The sequence below is a fragment of the Acholeplasma laidlawii PG-8A genome (genome assembly GCF_000018785.1).
In the GTDB taxonomy this organism is placed as follows: domain Bacteria; phylum Bacillota_I; class Bacilli_A; order Acholeplasmatales; family Acholeplasmataceae; genus Acholeplasma; species Acholeplasma laidlawii.
In genome coordinates this window covers 205,634-227,592 of record NC_010163.1, presented here as the reverse complement: position 1 = coordinate 227,592, position 21,959 = coordinate 205,634, and the positions used below count along the sequence as shown (strand labels likewise).

The following is a 21,959-nucleotide window of genomic DNA, read 5'->3' as shown; positions in this document are numbered from 1 at the left end:
TTTTACTTTTATTTTATAGTTTATTCATTTCAGCTTCATAAACTTTTGATTTTTCTTCTAAAAATTGATTTCTATAAAGATCGTAGTAAGCCCCTCGTTTTAATAACAGTTCATGGTGAGTACCTTGTTCAGTAATCTTACCTTGATCTAACATGACAATTAAATCAGAGTCTACAATCGTTGATAATCTATGAGCAACGATTAAACTCGTACGCCCTTTTAATAATTTCTTAGTAGCATCTTGAATTAATGATTCTGCTTCACTATCAATCGATGAAGTTGCCTCATCCAAAATTAAGATACTTGGTTCTGCAAGGATTGCTCTAGCAAACGAGATGAGCTGTTTTTGTCCCATAGAAAGCAAGCCACCACCTTCACCTACATGTGTTTGGTAGCCGTTTTCTAATTTTTCTACAAACGGATGTAATCCGATTGCTTTTGAGGCTTCAATGACTTCTTCATCTGTTGCATCTAAACGTCCATAACGGATATTTTCTAGAATGGTTGTTGAAAATAGATGTGGTGATTGTAATACATAGCCTAATTTCTCATGTAGCCATGAGATACTTCTATCTTTATAGTCTACGCCATCTAATAAGATTTGACCTTGAGTTGGTTCGTAAAATCTTGAGATTAAGTTTACAATGGTTGTCTTACCACTACCTGTATGTCCCACTAATGCAACACTCATACCTGCTTTTATGTTTATATTAAAGTTATCTAAGATGATTTCATTTTCATTGTATGAGAATGTAACATCTTTGAATTCAATATCACCATTAAGTGGTTCCCAATTTTCTTTTTTCTTATGAAACCAGTCCCCGTATTTAGATACGACTTCATCACTATCTTTAATTTGAGATTCTGTCATAATAAGCTCTAAGATACGTTCTGCACTTGCTTGTGCTTGTTGGAGTTGGGAAATAAAGTTAGATAAGTTAATAATTGGATCAAAGAAACTCACTGTTGATCTAATGAATAAGTATACTACCCCGATGGTGATTGCACCTTCAATGGTAAAGCTTGAACCCGTATACATGACAATCGCTACAAAGATATAACAAGCGAGTAATAATACAGCAGAATACATTGCTGATAGGCTTTGCGCTTTAACACTTGCCTTATACATCTTGTTTGTTGTTTGTTTAAATTCATTTAGGTTTTCAGATTCAATAACGAGGGACTTAGATGTTTTAGCACCATGAAAACTTTCAGAATATTTTGCGGTAATCTCAGAGTTATAGTGTCTTGCTTGACGGTGTCTTTTTAATACACGCTTTCTAAATAGCAATGTAACTAGAAACATCATAGGTATTGCAAGTGTCACAATGATTGCTAATTTCCAAAAATAAAAATAAAGAATGGTTAGTGTAAATATCATAAGTAGCAGTGACCAAATGACATCAACGATACCCCATGAAATGATGTTAGCAAGCCTTTTTGAGTCACTTGTCATACGAGCCATGATCCAACCCTGTGGGGTTTTATCATAGTATGAGAATGGCAATCTTTGAAGTGTTCTAAACGCTTCTTTTCTTAATAGGTAATTGACATTGGCTTCAATTTTTCCACTTTGGTAAATAAAACCCCAAATCCCTAAACCAAACCCTAGTGCAACAAGGATGTTTAGAATTGTGTACTGAGTAAAGAATGTATAATCACCTTTTTCAATAAATGTATCTAGTGCATATTGTTGAATGACTACAGTGAGTGCATCTAGAAGTGCAACAAATACACCAATAGAAATCATGATGATAAAACTACGTTTATCTTTTAATATTATTTTAAATAATCTACCCCAAACAGGAAGTGATACTTTTTTAATTTCGTTTTCTTGTTCTTGATGTTGCATCTTAAGCACCCTCCTCAATTAAGTCTAGGAATTCTTGTTCAAGTTTACCTTGAATGCCCCATAATTTGTTATAAAGACCATCTTTATGTGCGAGCTCTTTATGTGTACCGATGTCTTCAATTTGTCCATTATTTATGACAATAATCTTGTGAGCTTCTTTCGCTGTTGTAATACGGTGTGTAATAATAATGTTTGTGGATTGATGTTCCTTTTGGTTTAATGCACCACGAATCATCATATCTGTTTTATTATCAACAGCAGATAGTGCATCATCAAATATAAGTATTGGTTTATCACTTACTAGTACACGCGCAATCGCAACTCTTTGTTTTTGTCCACCAGATAACGTAGTACCTTTTTCTCCAACCATCGTTTCATAACCATTTTTAAAGGTATGAATATCATTTTGAAGTGCTGCAGTTTGAGCTGCTGTAATAATTTTATCTTTACTTGCTGTTTTATTTGTAATCGATATATTTTCATAGACCGTTCTAGAATAAAGGAATGGATCTTGAAGGACAGCTCCAATGGATTTTCTCATGTGTTGTTTTTTGATTTCTCTTAACTCAACACCGTCGATTGTAATGGATCCTTCATATTCATACATACGCATTAATAGATTAATAACTGTGGTTTTACCACTGCCAGTTTTACCAATAATTGCAACTGTTTCACCTGGTTTAATTTCAAATGAGATATCTTTTAATAAATAGTTTGCATCATCTTCAAATTTAAAACTTACTTTGTTGAAAACAATATGACCATGAATCTCTGGTTCTAAATGACCATCTTGTTCATATTCAGTTTTTTCTTCAAATATATGGTTGATACGACCAATCGCAACAAACGCTTTAGTAAATTCATTAATTAATCGACCTAACCCACGAATTGGCCATACTAATAAACCAATTAGCATTAAGGATGCAGCAAAACTTGCACCATCCATTTCACCAGTTCTTACAAAGTGGATGGCTAATACAGTAACAAGTGCATATTGTGCCATTGAGATAAAGTCCATACTTCCCCAATATATTGCTACTACTTTGTTAGCACGTATATTACTGTTGGTGTATTGCTTGTTCTTCTTTTCCATTTTCTCTAATTCAAATGGTTCATTAGCAAATGCTTTAACAACTTTTGAAGCACTCACATTTTCTTGAATGACTGTCATCATCTCTGATTCATCATGTTCAACTTTTTCAAATATCTTTTCAATTCTTGTAAAGTAGAAAATAGATGAGATCGCATAGACGGGAATAACTGCTAAACACACCCACATGATGGTGGTATTAATATGATACATTTGGAATACACCACTAAATAGTGATGCAAATAGTCCAATAAGTTGCATAAACTGTAAGACTACAAAACCTGTTGTAGTTTCAACGTCTGATGTAACTCTTTGTATTAAGTCACCACTATCTGCATTGTTGTGATATTTGTAACTTAAGTTTTGAATGTGATCATATAATCTATTACGTAATTTTTTTGCAATACTTTCTTGAATACGACCACGTAAACTTAATTCAAAATACATCATCAAGTATCTAAATGCTTGATAAAATATTAATGTAATCGCAACATAAAACACGATCATTAAAATCGTTTCACCGGATTCAAAGAAGTTTACTACAAATGCTGGTAGATTGACCGTTTGTAAATCAGGAGGTAATGGGTCAGTACTTAAACGAAGCGTTAAAGTACGAATAATATATTGAGTGAATAAAGGCACATAGGAGTATGAGAAGCGGTGGAATATCGTTAAGATAATTAAGATAATATAGCCCCACAAGTGTCCTTTGGCTAGTTTCATAAGGGATTTAAATTTCATGATGTTCTCCTTGTTCGTCGTGTTTTTAGATAATAAAAAGAGGGTTTCCCCTCTTAAAGATACATATAAAAAAGCTTTTATATCTGAATGAAGGGTATTTTATAAATAAATAAGCCTTCATTATAAGTCCTACAAATAAATTATTTATTGTTACCTATAATGAATAGTGTACATTTTTTTATAACCATGTAAACCTCCCACTCATCTTTTTTAGTTTATTAAACTATTTATAGTGTATCACATTATTTAGTTATTTAATCAAAAATAGTCGTTAAATCTTTTATTTTTCTAAATATTAATCTACCCAACTTAGTTGCGTCTTTATAATAGCCTACTTTCTTTAAACATTGCAACCCTTCTTCGTACCAAAAATTTAAATATAAGATGTCATCTGGTAGATCATTTGATTTTAAAACCTCTGTTAGAATAAATTGAACTAAGGACTCAATATTTGTAGCTCTGGTATTTTTAAGTACTAAGTAGGCGTGTATTAATTTAAGTTGCTTGTTGTCAATATTAGACAATGATTTAAGTGATTCATTCATGATAGAAGATTGGTTTAGCCTATTTAGAATAAGGAGTTTTAATTCGAGTGACGCCTTACTGTTTAAAGGTTCACTATTAAGCGTTTCAATAGCTAGTTCATAGTCCATATTCATGAAGAAATATTTAGCCTTTACAAAAGCTCTTTGATCGGGTTTTAAGTTTTTAGATTTATCCAAGAGTTCATTAAGCATTGGCTCATTAATAAATTGAACCATGTAGGTTAGATAGTGATATTTAAGTTCGTGTACTTTATGATAAAATTCATTTTCTATACATTGATCTATCAATGCTTCATAGGTAAGTACAATGTATGGATGATGATTCATTTTAGTTGCTAAGTGTATTCTTTCAGAAGCTATGAGTATATCTAGATGTAATAGTGGATAATGATCTGTTTCTATATTTAAAACAGAAAAAGCATCCTTTAGTCTACCTTCAAAGCTAAGTAGTTTAGATGTTAGAAATATATAAAATTTAAGTTCAATACCATTTAAATTTTTAATATATGGATTGAGTTCTTGGTGGTTTAGTTTGGCTTCGTTAAACTTGTTTCGACTAATTAGGTATCCAGTTTTGTTTAATCTAGATTGATACGTATCTTCGGTAAACAAAGCATCATCAATTACTTCTTCTTGTTCATAGAACAAATTTTCTATAAGTTGATGTAGTAGTTCATTGTGCTGGTTACCTATGTTAAAGAATTTAGCATTATATCTTTCTTCAAGCTGTAGTATGTATTTTTCACTTGGTCTAATTAGACTGTTTTCTATTTTAGATAAATAACTTACGCTACAAATACCATCGGAACTATCTTCGAGTGTTAAATTAAGTTTCAACCGGTGGTATTTCAACATAGAACCTATGTTGTCACTATTGTTTGTTATCTCTGGGTTTCGTAATCTTATCTGCCCTCTTAAATATCCCAAATTTATATACATTGAAAATCTCCCTTTTTGGCTTCATTATAGTGTTTACAATAATAAAAATCTACATCTTCTCAAAGAAAAATGTAGATTTTTATTTTGTTATTTGATATTTTTTTATTGTTTAGAAATTACATTTTTAAAGTGTGGACACATATCTTGCATCTTACACGTATCACAATTAGGTTTTCTAGCAATACAATGATATCGTCCAAAAAAGATAAGTTGATGATGAAGTTTATGCCACAGTTCTTTAGGAAATTGTTTATTCAATTTCATTTCAACTTCGAGTACATCATCTGTTTCATCTGCAAGCCCTAGTCTTTTAGAAATTCTTAAGATATGCGTATCTACAGCTAGCGCTGGTATACCAAATGCATTAGATAATACAACATTCGCTGTCTTTCTACCAACACCTGGTAGTGATTCTAAATCTTTTCTTTCACTTGGTACAAGTCCATCATAATCTTCAACTAATCTTTTAGCAAGACCAATGATATTTTTGGATTTTGTTTTATATAGACCAATTGTTTTAATTGTGTCCATAACATCATCAACATCTGCATGCATGAGATCGTTTGGAGTGGGATATTTTCTAAATAGATCCTTTGTGACTTTGTTGACCGCGATATCTGTTGTTTGTGCCGATAGTACAACTGCAACAATCAGTTCAAAATTATTTGTGAAATCTAGTTCTGCTTTTGCATCTGGGAAAAGCTCTTCTAAATAGTGACTGAAAAATATACGTTGACTTTTAGTCATTAGATAGCCTTAAATATTTCATCAATCGCGCGTTCTGCTTGTTCATCAAGTGGTTCTGCGATATATTTTTCTCTATTTAATGTTCTTTCTAAAAACTTAAGTGAAAACTTTCCAGATGGTCCTATTTCTTCAATTTTAGAAATAATAGCGTCATGCGTATATAAAGATTCGTCATACCATGAGCGAACTATGTCAAGTTCTAAACTAGATAATGCCTTACCTAAATGCTTTTCTAAAAGTTCGATGGTGTGTGAAATTTGAGTTTCATAACGTTCACGTTTAATATCTTCCATATCAGATTCATAAAGCTCTGTGATTCTATCAAATGTGCCTGATAAGTCAAACACTTCAACTTCTTTATCATTTCTAGTTTCTAATCCTAAAGATATAAAACCTTTATTAATAAGTTTATCTACACACTTAGCAACATCGTTACTTGAAAGTTCAATTTTTCTTGTAATACTTAAGATAGAAAAGGTGCGTTTTTTGTAGTTTTGAAACAATGTTTTTAAAACAACCACTTCATTAGGACTTAATTTTAGTCGCTTACATTCTTTAGTTAATAGTGCATCAATTTCTAAAAAATGCTCTTCATATAATTTTCTAATCATAAACTACGCTCCTTTACTACTTTACTTAGTGCTTCTTTTGCAGCATTTTGTTCGGCTTCCTTGGTGGAACTACCTTGTCCTGTGCCCAACATAATACTGTTTTCTAAAAATACTTCAGACTTAAATATTGGGCGATGTGATGGTCCACCCACTTTAACTGTTTTATAAGATAAACTTTTCCTTTCAAGTTGAATAAATTCTTGAAGTTGAGTTTTATAGTCTTTAATGTGCTCCACTAAATTTAAATGTGGTATGACTACCTTATTAAAGATTTCATAAGTCTTATCAAATCCTTGATCCATATATAGTGCACCAAAAAACGCTTCAAATGCATCGGCGATCATGCTTGGTTTTGCTATTTGCTCACCATTGCCTAAACGCATCTTCGATTCTAAATCCATTTTTTGGGCATACAAAACAAGTGCTTCTTCACGAACTGCTTGAGCACGTCTTTTAGTTAAAACACCTTGATTGGATTGATCATGAGTAAATAGGTATGTACTCATCATTAATTCAATCACTGCATCACCTAAAAACTCTAATCGTTCATTATGATCTGTTTGGTTTTCATGCGCATAAGATGTATGCGTTAATGCTTGAAGGTATAAATCTATATGTTTTGTTTCAATATTAAGTTGTTTCAATAAATCATTCATCTTGACCCCTCAATACATTTTTTACTTTACCAATCACGTCATGTGAAACCATTGTTTTAGCTTGTCTAATAGCATTCATAAATGCGTAAGCCTCGCTAGAACCGTGTGCTTTAACTACAACTTTATCAAGCCCTGCAATTAATGCTCCACCTACTTCATCAGCAGACATGGATTGTTTAAATCTCTTTAATGGTTTTTTCAAGAATAAAACTGCTGCGAGTTTACCCCAGAAGCTTGCTTTAATTTCTCTTTTTAGAATTTTACCTAAGGCACTTGCTGTACCTTCCATGGTTTTCATGACGATATTTGCAGTAAATCCGTCAGAAAGTAAGATCTGTGCATCAGATGTTAAAATTTCTTTTGGTTCTAAGTTGCCGTAAAAATCAATTAATGGATGCTTACTTAATAACTCAAAAGTTTCTTTATCAATATCTCTACCTTTTCCGGGTTCTGTACCAATATTAATTAATCCAACTTTAGGGGATTTAACACCATAAACTTCTTTTAAGGCAATTGTTGAAAATATTGCAAAGTCTAAAAGATGCTCAGCTTTTGCATCAATATTTCCACCTGCATCAAGTAAGATTGTAGGTTTTCCAATCACGGTTGGTACCATGGGTGCAATCGCTACACGTTTCATTTCTTTCATCGGACGAATCATAAAAAATGATGCAAAAATAAGTGCTTGTGTAGGACCACTGGACACTACACCATCCGCTAAACCTTCTTTTACATGATTAATCGCCATTAACATCGATGTATCTTTATCATCTCTTAAGGTGTGTCTTCCAATATCTTTTACACCCATTTCAAAATATTTCGGTGTATGAACTACCTTTAATCTTGGATGTTCAATTAAATATGGTTTCATTTTATCAACATCACCAAAAATAGTAAGTTCAATGTCATCAAACTGCTTTAAAGCTAAAATAGAGCCCTCTACTATTTCTTTAGGTGCGTTGTCGCCACCCATACCATCAATTGCTAGTTTTATCATATATTAAATCATCCCTTCTAAAGCATTACTATATTGATTATATCACGTTCGATTTGAAAATTCTTTTTTTCAAATACGGATATTTTTCAATATTTTCTACATAGTACTTTACATCCTTTACAATGCCTTGTAAAAGTTTTAAATCTGTATTTAAATCAAGATATTCGAACCTTGTATAACCACTTTGAATAATCGATGAAAAAACACCCGGGCCACGAAGTTTTAAGTCATATTGACTGAGTAAGAATCCATCAGTTGTCTGTAGTAAAAAGTTTAGTCTTTCAACATCCTTTTTAGAACTTACAAAATAACACTTACCTGGAATAGAACCTCTACCAACACGTCCACGTAATTGGTGTAGTTGAGATAACCCAAAGTTATCTGCACCCATAATGATGATTGTACTGGCATTTTTAACATCGATACCAACTTCAATGATGGTTGTTGATAATAATATACCTTTGGGATTTTGCATGAATCTGTCCATAATAAGTTCAATTTCCTCATATTTTAGTTGACCATGAATGACATAAAAGTTATCCGGGTTAAAGTGAGGTTCTAAAATTGAAAATACGCTGTGAATAGAGTGTGATTTATTCCCTTCTGAAATTGCAGGTACTACAATAAAACTTTGTTCATTGTTTTGCCCTGCAACCTTAAGTGCTGCAATAATTTTAGATATATCTTTGTCATCTAATAAGTAAGATTCAATTGGTGGTGTGTTAACCGGTTTTTGTTTGATGTTGGACACTTCTAAACTGCCAAAATAGGTCAGTGATAAACTTCTTGGAATTGGTGTTGCAGAAAGATAAATCGTATCACCTGTGACGCTTTTTTTAATTAGACTTTCTCTAGTTTCAACGCCAAATTTGTGCTGTTCATCAATCACAACTAATCCAAGTTTGTCAAAGATAACAGCTTCTGAACTTAGGATATGGGTACCAAAAACAATGTTGACATCATTTGAATTTAAACGATTCATGGTTTCTTTCTTATCCTTTAATGAGGATGTCAGTAATCCACTTGGTAGATGACCAAAATGCTTATTAAAGTTTTCATAGTGTTGTCTTGCTAAAATTTCTGTTGGTGCTAAAAAGGCTACTTGGTATCCCGCTGATATTGCACCTAATGCTGCAATGAATGTGACAAATGTTTTACCAGTACCAACATCACCTTGAATTAATCTATACATTGAATAATCACTTTTAAAATCTCTAAAACAATCATTGACAGCTTCTTGTTGATCTAATGTCAATTGGTAAGGTAATAAACTAATTTGTTCCTTAACCCAACCGATATCATATGATAGTGGTGTTCTTTTTAGTTTAGGTGGCATACTCAAATGATATTTCATAAGATGGAAGAAAGCTTCTTCTACTTTAAATCTATATTGAGCAATTTCTAAATCCGTTTCATTTTTAGGAAAATGCATCGTTAAAATTGCAGTTTTTCTATGCATAAGTTTTTCATGTTCAATAAACTTAGTTGGTAGTGTTTCAAAAACATCTACCAAGTTATTTGAAAATACGTATTCAATCATTTTTTGAATGGTTCTGTCACTTATATGTTCAATTTGATATTTAGGTTGAATATTGGGTGTATCTATTTTTTTTGAGATATATGTGACATTGATCTCGTTTTTAAACATATTATACTTACCCTTTACGATGACCTTATCATTGAGACTAAACTCTTTTGAAATGTAGTCTCTTCCAAAGATAAGTAGTTTAACAACCTTATCTTGAACAAGTAAGGTCGTAGTTGTTAACACAACACGCTTTTTTACAGTATAAAAAGGCGCACTAATTAAACCAATAATGGTAGCTTCTTCTAAGTGCTTTAGATTTTCTACATCTACCAGAGAAAAGTTTTCATATTTCTTAGGTAAATTAGTTACAAGATCATAAGTATTAGAAATACCATGACGCTTAAATGTTTTTAAATTTTTAGGTCCCACACCTGGGATTAAACTAAGATCTCTAATCATAACTAAATTATAGCATGTATAGTTCAAGTTCAGGTCATAGTAAGCTATTTTACTTAAAGAATTTCATACCTAAAAAGGTATAAGTTTCATACCAAAAATCAGTCATTATATATTATGAATATTTATTCATGTTTTATGTAATTATTTATCAAGAATTCCTCATTTTATAGGCGTATAATATAGTTGAAGTGGTAATTTTGGTTAACACTAATTACACATAATCATTTAACTTAATTTCTAAGTGGAGATTGAAAGATGAGTTAAAAGATTTGGCTATTTATCATGAATAACGAAAGGGGAATAATCATGGCTGCTCCACAAAAACCAGCTGCTAAACAAGCACCTGCTCCTAAAAAACCGGTAAAAAAATAGTTTTTTAATATAACATGATTTAATGTCCTAAATATATAAATAATAATACGCATATACATCTCCAGTATATGCGTATTTTTTTTAATTATTTTGATAATTTCTCTTATAATCTGTGATTGATTTTAATTGAACTTTAACATCAAGATCATCTTCTAATACAGTGTCATTTGTAACTTTTCGAGTTAAGTATACAGCGTATTTTTCCATATCCAGTTCAGTTCTATTTGAAAGTTGTTTTTCATGTAGTTCTTTGTTTAGATGTGCTTTATAACCCTCAACAAGTTTTGCTGAGAAAAACTCTGCAACAGCACCTGAACCATATCCAAACATCCCGATACGCTCACCTGCTTTTAAGTTACCTTGTTCAAGTAAAGCAATAATAGATAAGAATAGGGAACCTGTATAGATATTACCAATATATTTGTTGTATGAAATACTTGTATAGAAGTTTTCAAATAGGCTAGGATTGTTTGCTTTATCTGCAACCAATTCTAAACTTCTTAATCCAATTTTCGGATAAGGTATATGGAATGTTAATGCAGCAAAATCATCTAGCGTATGTTTGGTTTGCATTTTGTAGTTATCAAATGTTTTTAAGAAAAACTTTTTATACATTTCATTTGAGAACTTACCATCCACTTGGGCATAATCTAAACCATCTGGTCTCCAAAAATCGTAGATATCCTCTGAATGAATACCATATTGATCTTCTAACACCATAATGTTAGGTTCTCTAGACACAATCATAGACACTGCACCAGCGCCTTGAGTTGGTTCACCAGAACTATTTAACCCATATTTTGCAATATCTGAAGCTATCACTAATACTTTAGATTCAGGATGTTGTAAAATATGTCCTTTAGCAAAATAAAGGGCAGCAGTTGTAGCGTAACACGCTTGTTTCATCTCAAGTGCTCTCACATCATTTCTTAAACCTAAGATACTGATAAGATGTGTTGCTGCTGATTTGGAATAATCTATACCACTTTCTGTTGTAAATAGTATTAAATCGATTGCTTTGATATCTTCTTTAGTTAGATAGTTTAAAGTTGCGTTTGCTGCAAGTGTCACGATGTCTTGATTAAATGGTGCTACACTCATTTTATGTGTAAGTAAGCCATTTGTATATTTTAACGGGTCAATACCTCTAGCATGTGCTAAAGTGTTTATATCCAAGTAAAACTTTGGGACATAAAACGACATTTTATGAATACCAATTTTCATGCGTTGCTCCTAAATATGTTTTTAACATGTATAAGAAATTATAACACAAGAGTTAAGGTTTTGTAGATTTTGCATGTTATAATAAATGGACTAGAGGTGAATTATGAATAAATTACTAAAAAACTTTTACAAAAAATCTATTGAAGAACGTATTGAAGCATTAGAATCTATTGATAGATTCGATGCAAGTCTAAACAAAAGTGCAGGTGATATTGTTTTTGACCACTTGATTGAAAACTTTATTACGACGTATGAAGTGGGTTTAGGCGTTGCTCCAGACTTTTTAATTGACGATGTCTTATACCATATACCGATGGCAACTGAAGAACCTTCAGTCATTGCTGGTGCTGCTCATGCCGCTAAAATAATTTATCGTAATGGTGGTTTTAAAATTGATGAAATCAATCGTGTAATGATTGGTCAAATTATTTTTAAAAACGTATCTGATCCAAAAGCATTAATTGATTACTTAAATAGTCATAAAGAAACATTTAAAGATATTGCTTATAAAGCACACCCACAAATTCATAATTTGGGTGGTGGTTTATTGTCATTTAAAGTCGAAGATAAAACTCAAGGCTTTGTATGCTTTTATGCAAGTATCAATACACTAGATGCCATGGGTGCAAACACCATCAATACCATTTTAGAAGCTATTAGTCATTTTGTAACTATTGATTATAAGGCTGAAGTTTTAATGAGTATTCTATCCAACCTAGCCGTGGATGCATTAGTATCTGCTTCTGTAAAAATTGATCCAAAACACTTAAAGAACTCCGATGTTATTCATAAAGATATTGCAGCTGCTTCTACATATGCACATATTGACCCGTATAGAGCAGCAACACACAATAAAGGAATTATGAATGGTATTAGTGCTCTAATGCTTGCAACAGGTAATGACACCCGTTCAATTGAGGCTGGTGCGCATGCTTATGCTTCAGTTAGTGGTAAATACATTCCACTGACCAAGTGGTATGTTAAAGATGATTTTTTAGTTGGTGAAATAAAAATACCTTTGGCACTTGGTACAGTTGGTGGTTCTATGGGAATTCTACCAAAGGTTAAGTTATCACATAAAATACTCGGTGTTAAAAATGCGATGGAGCTTATGAAAGTTGCAGCATGTCTTGGGCTTGCTCAAAACTTTGCAGCACTTTATGCACTTACTACAGACGGTATTAATAAAGGTCATATGAGATTACATGCAAGAAACGTTGCACTTGAAGCTGGTGCACAACCTTCAAACATTAATGAAGTTGTAAACCATTTAGTCACTAGTAAAGAAATTACAGTGGCAAACGCCAAAGAATTTATAAAGACCCTGTCATAATAAATAAGGATAACCTATCAAATTTGATAAGTTATCCTTATTTTTTTAAAGTGTTAATATGAAGTTGGGGTAACGTTCATGAAATCTTACCTTAACGTGAAGTAGTTCTTCTAAATCTTCTAACATATGAAAGAGTAATGCACGCGTTTCAAATTCATCTCTTGTCTTAGGCAAAGACTCTTCTTTAAATACCTTTTTCATGTTATCTAATTTACTTAATTGTTTAGTCGCTTTATCATCAATACCTATATCTAGAATAAGTTCTTTAATAAAGTTCGAAATGGTATTTTCATATGGATGTGAAGTATCCATTCTCTGAACACTTTGATACATATTATTTATATAGTTTAATTGATTGCGTCTCATATAAAGATATGCAAGATATCTATGATCGTTATCAAATAACTTATCTTTATCACTTGCTTCAGCAAGCATAATCATTTTACTGATTTCTTCATTTAATAAATCATAATGTTTTAAGAAGTCTTTACTGCCTTCTTTTTTAACTAGATATATACTTAACATAAATAAATGGTCTTTTAATTTCTCATCAACTTCACTCACATAATAAATCATACGTTTATTATGGAATTCAGGATATAGCATATTCATAATGAGTGCTGTACCAACACTAATTGTAATAATTGCTACACGTTCAAAAATAAATAGCCATTCGATATTTTGTGCATCAAATAAGTGTTTTGCTAAAACAAGCGCAGGTATTAATCCAATGTTTATTTTAAAGGCATATGATGCAAAAATAAATAGGACTAAAAATATAATCAGTGCATATAAATTAAAACCAAATATAAAGAAGATAGATGCGGATAGTGCTAAACCTAACAATACATCTAGATATCTATTGATGTTATCTTTAATGGTGTCTTTTTTTGTAAGTGATACAGATAAAATACCTATTGTACCAACAAGTATGTAGTCATTTATACCAACAAAATAGGCTATAGTTGCTGATATAATTGCTACAACGACTAATTTAATTGTTGTGTGTAACACTTGTTTATAAAACATCATTTATATATTTTACTCCATAAATATAGGTCTGCTAATACAATAGCAAGTGCATTTTCTAGTACAATACCTACACGTCTTACAATTGCAGTATCATGTCTACCACCAATTTCAAAAGACTGTTTTTGTTTACTTTCTAAATTGAATGAAGATTGTGCTTTACCAATACTGCTAGTTGGCTTAACAAAAACCTTTACGACTAAATCATTACCATTAGAAATACCACCAGATACTCCACCAGAATGATTGGTTAAAGTCTTTCCGGTTTCATCTTCATAGACATCATTAAACTCAGAACCATAGAGAGTTGCGCCACTAAAACCTGTACCAATTTCAACACCTTTTACAGCCGGTATTGAAAACATCATTTGACCAATTTTAGCATCTAACTTTTCAAACATAGGTTCGCCTAGTCCAACTATCATATTTTTTACTCGAACTTCAACGATGCCACCAACAGATTCTCCTTGGTTATGTACTTCACGTAAATATGTATCGAGTTGTGACATATCTGTAAGAGATCCCACTTGAATCAGTTCATGACTAAACTCAAACGGTAACATTTGTTTTGCAATACTACCTGCAACCACAAGTGGTGCAGTTAGTCTTCCAGAAAAACGACCCCCACCTCGGTAGTCATGAAATCCTTGATACTTCATACTAGCTACAAAGTCTGCATGTCCTGGTCTTGGTTGACTTTTAAGATGACTATAGTCTTTAGAAATAACATTTTCATTTCTGATCATAATATGTAGTGGAGAACCTGTAGTATATTCATTAAATATACCAGATGTAACTTCTAGTTTATCTTTTTCAACTCTTGGTGTTGTACCTACAGCACCTGGTCTTCTTTTAGCTAGGTCGCCTTCTACATCATCCCAGTTAATTTTAAGACCGGGTTTTACACCATCAATAACTATACCTATAGCATCTTGATGTGATTCACCATATAAAGTTACTTTAAATAAAGTGCCGAAACTATTCATATACGTCCTCCTTGATATGATTTAATATATCATCTTTTAATTCTTTTTCTTCACCAAACCATATATTTTGAGCTTTAAATGCTTGAACAATGAGCATATCAAGTCCACCAATACTATGTTTAGCATATTTCATTAAAGTAGTTTCCAGTGGATTATAGATGAGATCTATAACAAATTTATCATGTACTAAACTTTCATCCAGTGGCGATTGGTTAATATTTGGATGCATCCCAATTGGTGTCGTGTTTACAACCAAATCATATGAGTAACTTGGTAGTTTATCATAACTTATGATGTGATTAAAGTGCACATTATCCTTTGGATTTCTTGATACAACAACCGAGTCAAATCCAAGATCTTTTAACACCGCATAACTTGATTTTGCTGCACCACCACTACCTAATATAATAGGGTTCATGATTTTTTTTATTATAGATTGTTGTTTAATTAAATATAAAAAACCATCATAATCAGTGTTGTCACCTATGACTTGATTATCTTTAAAATAGATAGTGTTTACTGCACCTATCTTTTGAGCTTTAGGTGTTATGATATCCAAAAAGGGAAGCACTGCTTCCTTATATGGAATGGTTACATTAAAACCATGATATGTACCATTTTTTAACCCTTCAATCAATGGTTTTACTTTATCGATGTGATCCATATCAAATAATTTATAAACTAGTTGTCTACTAAAATAACTAGCAATGATTTTATGTAATTTAGGCGACTTAGAGTGCCCTAATGGATGTCCAATTAATCCAAATACTTTCATTTTTCTAATTCTTTTGAGATATTCATAATATGTTGAAACAACTTTTCAAAGTGAGGCCATAAGTCCTTATTGGAGAGTTGTTCCTTTTTCTTTTGAAGTACTTGTTGTTCTCTTGCTAGATCTAGAACTGGCAAGTTATGTAACTTCTTATAGTCGCCAATTTCTTTTACTAATTCAAAACGGCGCTCTAATAATTTGACAAGTTCTTTATCCACTTTATCAATTTCATTTCTTAAGGGTTCTAAACTCACTTTACTTGACCTCCTAACGCTTTAAAACTTTCAAAGAAATTTGGATAACTTTTAGACACTACAGTCTCATCATCTAGTGTAATTGGTTGTTCGCACATGATGGAGGCAACCGCCATCGACATGGCAATTCTATGATCTTTATAACTTGAAACTAGAACGCCGCCTTTTAGTTTAGAAACACCTTTAATTTCTACAGTATCCCCTATTTCTTTAATGTTTGCACCAAGTGCTTTAAGGTTTGTTACCATAGCATTTAATCTATCAGATTCTTTAATACGTAATCTAGATGCGTTATGAATAATTGTAGTACCTTCTGCAAGTGCACCAAGTACCATAAGTATCGGACCTAAATCTGGAATTTGTCCGACATCAATAGAAATACCTTTTAATTTAGATGGTTTAACCAAATAACCTTCACTTGTGGGTGTAATATCTCCACCCATCTTCACTGCAAGATCAATAATTTCTTTATCACCTTGTAAACTATGGTGATTTAAATTAGTTAAGTGAATTGGTCCAGCAAGTAAGCCTGCTGCAACAAAAAATGCTGCCCCACTAAAATCACCTTCTACACTGTAGTTGCCCGGATTATAGTGTTGGTTTCCAGGTATCTTATAACCATTTACAGTTTTAATAATCTTAATACCAAATTTATCTAATACATCGAGTGTCATATCTACATAACCAACAGATTCTAAGTGCGAGGTTAAAATAATTTCAGAATCATTTGGTGCAAGTGGTAAAGCATAAAGTAAGCCTGTAATAAACTGGCTACTTACATCACCTCTTAAGTGATATGTACCACCTTTAAGTGGACCACTTACAGTAAGTGGTAACCACTTATCTTTTGGATGCTCAAATTGATAAGTTTCTTTAAAGAGGTTTTCATACATTTCTTGAGTACGAAATGGTAGTTGATTTTTACCCGTGAATGTCACAGGTTTATCTTGAAGCATTGCGACCGGAATTAAAAATCTTAATGTAGAACCAGACTCAAAACAATCAATAGTTTCATGTACTCTTTGAACCTTACCACCTGTAATTAATCCTTGATTAATGGTTGCACCTAAACTTTTTAAAGCGCTTTGTGTGGCTATTAAATCATCAGAGTCTAATATGTTATCAATCTTTGATTGTCCATGTGCAAGAGCTGCTGCAAGTACATATCGGTGTGATAAAGATTTAGATGAAACAATCTTTACTTCACCTGATAAATTGGTTGGAATAATTTCTAGCACTTTATATTTCAACACCTTTCTTAATGATTGGTTCACCTATGTTTTTGATATAAACAAAACGTAAACCATCCGCTAGGTTTTTCTTGTCAAAACCTATATATTCTATAAATTGTTTTTTATCTAATAAAGGTTCTTTAACTAGTTCTAATCTTAATAAAATGTTTTTAACATCATCAAAAAGATGTGCTGGTGTAATCTTTGCTTTAATGCCTAATTCTAAACTAATTAACATACCATAGCTAATTGCTACACCGTGTTTGATTGCAAAATCATAATGACGCTCGATTGCATGTCCAAAGGTATGTCCAAAATTTAAGAACATACGTTCGTTTTGTTCAAACGGATCTTTTTTAACAATGTTCACTTTGACTTGAATTGCACGTTTGATTTCATTCAGTGTTAATTTATCATTTACTTTTAAATATTCATATAATTTAGGATCCCCAATGAGTCCATGTTTTAATACTTCTGCTAATCCATTTTTATATTCTACTTTAGGTAATGTATCTAAAAATGAAGGATCAATTAAAACTTTAAGTGGATTTTTGTAAGCACCAATTAAATTTTTACCTTCATTTAAATCTAGACCAGTTTTACCGCCAATTGATGAATCTACCATCGCTAGTAACGTTGTTGGTATTTGAATAAATGGTGCACCTCTAAATAAAGTAGCTGCAACAAATCCAGCTAAATCTCCTACTACACCACCACCTAAGGCAATAAGTAAATGATTCTTTCTCATACCTAATTTAAGTAATTTTTGAACAACTTCTTGGTAGGTGCTTAAAGATTTTGATTGTTCGCCTGGTTCAACACTTACAAATTTTAAATTAAACATATTTAACTTCGTTGTTAATAAGTTTTCATATAGTTTAAATACATTATGGTCAGTAATAACAAAAATATCTTTATAAGGATAAACACTAGTTATTTCCTCACCCAAATCATTCATCAAATTTTGTTTAACTACTATTTCATAATTATCGAGTGTTTGTCTCATCAAAGCTAATTCTCCTTTTCTTAGATTCTTTAAGCTTTTCTTTCAATATAACTTCATTTGAGGCTAATATATCATGTTTAAGTTCACCTAAAACATCTACAAATTCATCTATTTTTTGGATAAGAGCGTTCTTATTATCTAAAAAGAGTTCTGTCCATAAGATTTCATTAATATTTGCAATTCTTGTTAAATCTCTAAATGAATCTCCAGTCGCATCTTTTGTATGTTCATTTTTATTCATAAGCATCAACGATACTGCAATTAAATGGGTTAACTGGGATGTATGTGCAATAAGTTCATCATGTTCATAGGCAGATAAAACAATTTGCCTTTTAAATCCTAAATCTAATCCTAGTTTTTTAATTGTTTCAATGTGATGTGGTTTTGCATGGTGTGAGTCGATGATTAAAAAATTAGCATTTTTAAACATCGTTACATCTTTATGATCATAACCTGACTTTTCTCTACCAGCCATCGGGTGATGGGATACATAATTAATTGATTTAGGTAGTAATTCTAACACCTCATCTAGAAGTTTAGTTTTAGTACCGCTGATATCGGTTATTAGTTGTGTATCAAAGTAAGATAAATTTGATTTGATAAATTCAAATATTTGATTTGGATATAAAGCAAGTATGACAAGTTCACAATCTTTCATATCCTTTAAATTATAACCTTTTATAACACCTTCATTAAGCGCTTTTAAGTTGGTGTTATGATCTTTATCAAACCCAAAAACATCGTGTCCAACACTTGTTAATTTTTGAGCATAACTTGCTCCCATAAGACCAAGTCCAACAATAAATATCTTCATCGTTTCAGTTGTTTTGAAAATACTGTAGATGCTTTTTCAAGACGATCCATCATATGTTCAAACTTATGTGGTTTTAAACTTTGTGCACCATCAGATAGTGCATTTTCTGGGTCATGGTGTACTTCAACAATAATGCCATCTGCTTCAACAGCAAGTGAAGCTAGCGATAAAGATTCAATCATTTCCCATTTACCAGCAGCGTGTGAAGGGTCTACAATCACAGGTAGGTGTGAGAGTTCTCTCACTGCTAATACAGCAGAAATATCCAGTGTATTTCTTGTGTATTTTTCGAAAGTTCTAATGCCTCGTTCACATAAGATAACTTGATCATTACCGGATGCCATAATGTATTCGGCACTCATGAGCCACTCTTCAATCGTAGCACTTAAACCTCTTTTAAGAAGTACTGGAATATTTGTTTTACCAACAGCTTTAAGTAGGTCAAAGTTTTGCATATTTCTTGCACCTAACTGAATGATATCTACGTATTTAACAAATTCATCTATATGCTCTGTACCCATAAGTTCAGTAATGATAGCCATACCAAATTCATCTGCCACTTTACGCATCATTTTTAAACCTTCAATACCTAATCCTTGGAAAGCATATGGTGAAGTACGTGGTTTAAATACACCACCTCTTAAAACATTAGAACCACTATCTTTAACTGCTTTAGCAATAATTCTTAGTTGTTCTTCACTTTCCACACTACATGGACCACTCATAACAACAAAATCATCCCCACCAATCACAACGCCATTTTTTAAAGTGATAATGGTAGGTTCTTTTTTAAATGCTTTTGAAGCTAACTTGTATGGACTAGAAATTCTTGTCACATTTTCAACACCGGAAAATACACGTAGTTGTGTAGGATCTAAAGATTTCACATCACCTAAAACACCAAACAGTGTCACTTCATCACTTGAAGCGTCTTTAATACCAAAGCCTTTATTGATTAAATATTTTTGTATGTGATCAACTTCATCTTTAGTTGCACCTTTTTTCATTTGAACAATCATCTTTTTTTCTCTCTTTCTATTTTTTGAAACAAAAAACTCCTTAAAGGTTTGTAGCCCTTAAGGAGTCATAATCATTAATTGTTTATGCTGGGGTCACATTCCTTAACTTCTTTTAATAACTTAAAAAGGAATGCGCTTTGCTGCAAGTCCTTTTACATTTGATAAAAGTAGTAATAAGCTTGATTTATAAACATAATGTGACCAACTTTCTTATGTTGATAGTATATTATCATAATTCAAAAAACTTTACAACACAAAAATTTTATTATTGTTTAATAATATATCCAATAGAAATTGCCTTAGGGCCACAATGTGCACCCACAACCGGTGTTAAGTAACTGGTAACAATCTCTCTATTTGGGTAGACTCTATGTACCATATCAGATATTAACTTCACACCATCATCATGATGTGCATGTGATATGAAGGTGATAACATCTTTATCTTTAGTATCTTCTAAATACAGATCTACAATACGCTCTAGTGCCTTTTTAGAGGTTCTAATTTTTTCTAGTGTTTCGACCTTACCTTCTTTAGATAAGGTAAGTACTGGCTTAATTTTTAAGATAGACCCTAAGGTACCGCTTAATTTAGATAACCTACCATTTTTAACTAAATATAGTAATGTATCAACAGCAAAATACATTTTATGATGATCTCTTATATAATCTAAAACACCTAAAACCTCTTTAAGGTTAGCGCCTAAATTAAACATCTTTTGTGCAGTCATTGCCATATAACTTTCAGGGTATGCAAGTGTTTTTGAATCATACACATGAACCTTGAGTTTAGTTTCTTTGGACAATTGAACAATTGCATCATGAAGACCTGAAAGTGGTTTAGCTATGACAATGACTAGCACATCAGTGAACCCTTCTTTGTAGAGTTTATCAAATGTATTTAGCATGTAGCCTGGTGCTACATAACTTGTCTTAGGTATATTATCTGGTTCTTTTTTAATGCGCTCATAAAATGTTTTAGCATCTAAATCAATAAAATCGTTATAAGATTCATCCCCAAAGTGAATCATACTTCTAAAAATATCAATTTGCTTATCATACTCTAAATAATCTATTGCAGAGTTAGAGCAGACGATTACCTTAAATTTACTTTTCATTTTTCTTTAGTAAATCCCTAATTTCGATTAGCAATTGAATGTCTTCTGGTTTTGGTGCTGGTTTTGGAGGATTTTTTTCAGCTTCTAATTTTTCTAGTCTTGCTTTTTCTTCAGCAATAAATTTCTCTTCTTGTTCCTTACGTTTTATAAAGATATATAAAACGAGATAAATAGAAAATGCAATAATTAAGAATTCTAAAATGATTTGAATTAAATTCCCATAACGAATATATACATTATTAAATTGTGCAATACCATCAATCACGACTTGTGCACCATTATCATCTAAAACTGGTTTTTGATGAATCAGTGCTTGTAAGTCTCTAAACTCCACACCGCCTAATAAAACACCAATTGGAGGTAATATAATGTCATTGACAAGACTTGTAACAATCTTACCGAAAGCTCCACCAACAATTACACCCACTGCCATATCAATAACGTTTCCACGCATGATAAAATTCTTAAATCCATTTAAGAAACCTTTTTTACGTTGTTCCTTGGATATTTTGATTTGTTTACCCATACTTATCTTCTCAATATTATAAAAGAGTATATCTCTTTTATAATATATATCCTTTCCTATATAGTTTATATTTTATATCTACATTAATTTTACCAGCAATTACACTAAAA

Annotated in this window: 21 protein-coding genes; 1 reads left to right on the top strand and 20 read right to left on the bottom strand. The window is 31.8% G+C overall.

What is annotated here, in order from left to right:
• Window positions 1–13: 13 nt before the first annotated feature.
• The 10 genes from ACL_RS01145 to ACL_RS01105 form a co-directional block, all read right to left on the bottom strand.
• Window positions 14–1,852: an ABC transporter ATP-binding protein gene (locus tag ACL_RS01145; RefSeq protein ID WP_012242190.1), complete on the bottom strand. Its 1,839-nt coding sequence runs from the start codon at window positions 1,850–1,852 to the stop codon at window positions 14–16.
• Between the two features lies 1 nt (window position 1,853).
• Window positions 1,854–3,683 carry an ABC transporter ATP-binding protein gene (locus ACL_RS01140; protein WP_012242189.1) on the bottom strand — a complete coding sequence of 610 codons (1,830 nt, stop codon included), beginning with the start codon at window positions 3,681–3,683 and terminating at the stop codon, window positions 1,854–1,856.
• A 254-nt stretch (window positions 3,684–3,937) separates the two neighbouring features.
• Window positions 3,938–5,083 (bottom strand): helix-turn-helix domain-containing protein, encoded by a 1,146-nt coding sequence (locus ACL_RS01135; RefSeq protein WP_274376770.1) that lies wholly within the window; start codon window positions 5,081–5,083, stop codon window positions 3,938–3,940.
• Between the two features lie 186 nt (window positions 5,084–5,269).
• On the bottom strand, window positions 5,270–5,914 hold the full coding sequence (gene nth, locus ACL_RS01130) for an endonuclease III (protein ID WP_012242187.1): 645 nt from the start codon (window positions 5,912–5,914) through the stop codon (window positions 5,270–5,272).
• Window positions 5,914–6,525, bottom strand: coding sequence for a DnaD domain protein (locus tag ACL_RS01125; RefSeq protein WP_012242186.1), 612 nt, complete (start codon window positions 6,523–6,525; stop codon window positions 5,914–5,916). Before ACL_RS01125 ends, nth begins: the two co-directional genes overlap by 1 nt.
• On the bottom strand, window positions 6,522–7,181 hold the full coding sequence (gene rnc / locus ACL_RS01120) for a ribonuclease III (protein ID WP_012242185.1): 660 nt from the start codon (window positions 7,179–7,181) through the stop codon (window positions 6,522–6,524). The genes ACL_RS01125 and rnc overlap by 4 nt, the downstream gene beginning before the upstream one ends.
• Window positions 7,174–8,178: a phosphate acyltransferase PlsX gene (gene plsX, locus ACL_RS01115; protein ID WP_012242184.1), complete on the bottom strand. Its 1,005-nt coding sequence runs from the start codon at window positions 8,176–8,178 to the stop codon at window positions 7,174–7,176. The genes rnc and plsX overlap by 8 nt, the downstream gene beginning before the upstream one ends.
• Window positions 8,179–8,215: 37 nt before the next feature.
• On the bottom strand, window positions 8,216–10,165 hold the full coding sequence (locus tag ACL_RS01110; RefSeq protein WP_012242183.1) for an ATP-dependent DNA helicase RecG: 1,950 nt from the start codon (window positions 10,163–10,165) through the stop codon (window positions 8,216–8,218).
• Window positions 10,166–10,425: 260 nt separating this feature from the next.
• Complete coding sequence (locus ACL_RS07445; RefSeq protein ID WP_156501462.1) at window positions 10,426–10,590, bottom strand: hypothetical protein; 165 nt, start codon at window positions 10,588–10,590, stop codon at window positions 10,426–10,428.
• A 28-nt stretch (window positions 10,591–10,618) separates the two neighbouring features.
• The gene (locus ACL_RS01105) at window positions 10,619–11,761 is read right to left on the bottom strand and encodes a hydroxymethylglutaryl-CoA synthase (RefSeq protein ID WP_012242181.1); all 1,143 of its coding nucleotides are present in this window, start codon (window positions 11,759–11,761) and stop codon (window positions 10,619–10,621) included.
• Between the two features lie 103 nt (window positions 11,762–11,864).
• On the opposite strand from ACL_RS01105, the gene ACL_RS01100 reads away from it, so the two are divergent.
• On the top strand, window positions 11,865–13,094 hold the full coding sequence (locus ACL_RS01100) for a hydroxymethylglutaryl-CoA reductase, degradative (RefSeq protein ID WP_012242180.1): 1,230 nt from the start codon (window positions 11,865–11,867) through the stop codon (window positions 13,092–13,094).
• Window positions 13,095–13,139: 45 nt separating this feature from the next.
• Here ACL_RS01100 and ACL_RS01095 read toward each other — a convergent pair whose 3' ends face one another.
• The 10 genes from ACL_RS01095 to mscL form a co-directional block, all read right to left on the bottom strand.
• The gene (locus tag ACL_RS01095; RefSeq protein WP_012242179.1) at window positions 13,140–14,126 is read right to left on the bottom strand and encodes an aromatic acid exporter family protein; all 987 of its coding nucleotides are present in this window, start codon (window positions 14,124–14,126) and stop codon (window positions 13,140–13,142) included.
• Complete coding sequence (locus ACL_RS01090) at window positions 14,123–15,109, bottom strand: chorismate synthase (RefSeq protein WP_012242178.1); 987 nt, start codon at window positions 15,107–15,109, stop codon at window positions 14,123–14,125. The genes ACL_RS01095 and ACL_RS01090 overlap by 4 nt, the downstream gene beginning before the upstream one ends.
• Entirely contained in the window at window positions 15,102–15,884 is a 783-nt protein-coding gene (locus ACL_RS01085; protein WP_012242177.1) for a shikimate dehydrogenase family protein, read from the bottom strand. Before ACL_RS01085 ends, ACL_RS01090 begins: the two co-directional genes overlap by 8 nt.
• Window positions 15,881–16,135: a chorismate mutase gene (locus tag ACL_RS01080; RefSeq protein ID WP_012242176.1), complete on the bottom strand. Its 255-nt coding sequence runs from the start codon at window positions 16,133–16,135 to the stop codon at window positions 15,881–15,883. Before ACL_RS01080 ends, ACL_RS01085 begins: the two co-directional genes overlap by 4 nt.
• Window positions 16,132–17,373, bottom strand: a complete 1,242-nt coding sequence (gene aroA, locus ACL_RS01075; protein WP_049751968.1) for a 3-phosphoshikimate 1-carboxyvinyltransferase — start codon at window positions 17,371–17,373, stop codon at window positions 16,132–16,134. Before aroA ends, ACL_RS01080 begins: the two co-directional genes overlap by 4 nt.
• A 1-nt stretch (window position 17,374) precedes the next feature.
• Window positions 17,375–18,373 (bottom strand): 3-dehydroquinate synthase, encoded by a 999-nt coding sequence (gene aroB, locus ACL_RS01070; protein WP_012242174.1) that lies wholly within the window; start codon window positions 18,371–18,373, stop codon window positions 17,375–17,377.
• Window positions 18,354–19,187, bottom strand: coding sequence for a prephenate dehydrogenase (locus tag ACL_RS01065; protein ID WP_012242173.1), 834 nt, complete (start codon window positions 19,185–19,187; stop codon window positions 18,354–18,356). The genes aroB and ACL_RS01065 overlap by 20 nt, the downstream gene beginning before the upstream one ends.
• Window positions 19,184–20,206: a 3-deoxy-7-phosphoheptulonate synthase gene (gene aroF, locus ACL_RS01060; protein ID WP_012242172.1), complete on the bottom strand. Its 1,023-nt coding sequence runs from the start codon at window positions 20,204–20,206 to the stop codon at window positions 19,184–19,186. Before aroF ends, ACL_RS01065 begins: the two co-directional genes overlap by 4 nt.
• Before the next feature lie 265 nt (window positions 20,207–20,471).
• On the bottom strand, window positions 20,472–21,323 hold the full coding sequence (locus tag ACL_RS01055; protein WP_012242171.1) for a DegV family protein: 852 nt from the start codon (window positions 21,321–21,323) through the stop codon (window positions 20,472–20,474).
• Complete coding sequence (gene mscL / locus ACL_RS01050) at window positions 21,313–21,849, bottom strand: large conductance mechanosensitive channel protein MscL (protein ID WP_012242170.1); 537 nt, start codon at window positions 21,847–21,849, stop codon at window positions 21,313–21,315. The genes ACL_RS01055 and mscL overlap by 11 nt, the downstream gene beginning before the upstream one ends.
• Between the last annotated feature and the right edge of the window lie 110 nt (window positions 21,850–21,959).

What these genes read in the sequence shown, in the direction of transcription:
- ACL_RS01125 (WP_012242186.1), bottom strand. Translation starts at nt 6,525, where the DNA reads ATGATTAGAAAATTATATGAAGAGCATTTTTTAGAAATTGATGCACTA.
- ACL_RS01105 (WP_012242181.1), bottom strand. Translation starts at nt 11,761, where the DNA reads ATGAAAATTGGTATTCATAAAATGTCGTTTTATGTCCCAAAGTTTTAC.
- ACL_RS01095 (WP_012242179.1), bottom strand. Translation starts at nt 14,126, where the DNA reads ATGATGTTTTATAAACAAGTGTTACACACAACAATTAAATTAGTCGTT.
- ACL_RS01100 (WP_012242180.1), top strand. Translation starts at nt 11,865, where the DNA reads ATGAATAAATTACTAAAAAACTTTTACAAAAAATCTATTGAAGAACGT.
- ACL_RS01110 (WP_012242183.1), bottom strand. Translation starts at nt 10,165, where the DNA reads ATGATTAGAGATCTTAGTTTAATCCCAGGTGTGGGACCTAAAAATTTA.
- aroB (WP_012242174.1), bottom strand. Translation starts at nt 18,373, where the DNA reads ATGAGACAAACACTCGATAATTATGAAATAGTAGTTAAACAAAATTTG.
- ACL_RS01055 (WP_012242171.1), bottom strand. Translation starts at nt 21,323, where the DNA reads ATGAAAAGTAAATTTAAGGTAATCGTCTGCTCTAACTCTGCAATAGAT.
- plsX (WP_012242184.1), bottom strand. Translation starts at nt 8,178, where the DNA reads ATGATAAAACTAGCAATTGATGGTATGGGTGGCGACAACGCACCTAAA.
- ACL_RS01065 (WP_012242173.1), bottom strand. Translation starts at nt 19,187, where the DNA reads ATGAAGATATTTATTGTTGGACTTGGTCTTATGGGAGCAAGTTATGCT.
- ACL_RS01145 (WP_012242190.1), bottom strand. Translation starts at nt 1,852, where the DNA reads ATGCAACATCAAGAACAAGAAAACGAAATTAAAAAAGTATCACTTCCT.
- nth (WP_012242187.1), bottom strand. Translation starts at nt 5,914, where the DNA reads ATGACTAAAAGTCAACGTATATTTTTCAGTCACTATTTAGAAGAGCTT.
- aroF (WP_012242172.1), bottom strand. Translation starts at nt 20,206, where the DNA reads ATGATTGTTCAAATGAAAAAAGGTGCAACTAAAGATGAAGTTGATCAC.
- ACL_RS01090 (WP_012242178.1), bottom strand. Translation starts at nt 15,109, where the DNA reads ATGAATAGTTTCGGCACTTTATTTAAAGTAACTTTATATGGTGAATCA.
- mscL (WP_012242170.1), bottom strand. Translation starts at nt 21,849, where the DNA reads ATGGGTAAACAAATCAAAATATCCAAGGAACAACGTAAAAAAGGTTTC.
- ACL_RS07445 (WP_156501462.1), bottom strand. Translation starts at nt 10,590, where the DNA reads ATGCGTATTATTATTTATATATTTAGGACATTAAATCATGTTATATTA.
- ACL_RS01135 (WP_274376770.1), bottom strand. Translation starts at nt 5,083, where the DNA reads ATGTTGAAATACCACCGGTTGAAACTTAATTTAACACTCGAAGATAGT.
- rnc (WP_012242185.1), bottom strand. Translation starts at nt 7,181, where the DNA reads ATGAATGATTTATTGAAACAACTTAATATTGAAACAAAACATATAGAT.
- ACL_RS01140 (WP_012242189.1), bottom strand. Translation starts at nt 3,683, where the DNA reads ATGAAATTTAAATCCCTTATGAAACTAGCCAAAGGACACTTGTGGGGC.
- ACL_RS01085 (WP_012242177.1), bottom strand. Translation starts at nt 15,884, where the DNA reads ATGAAAGTATTTGGATTAATTGGACATCCATTAGGGCACTCTAAGTCG.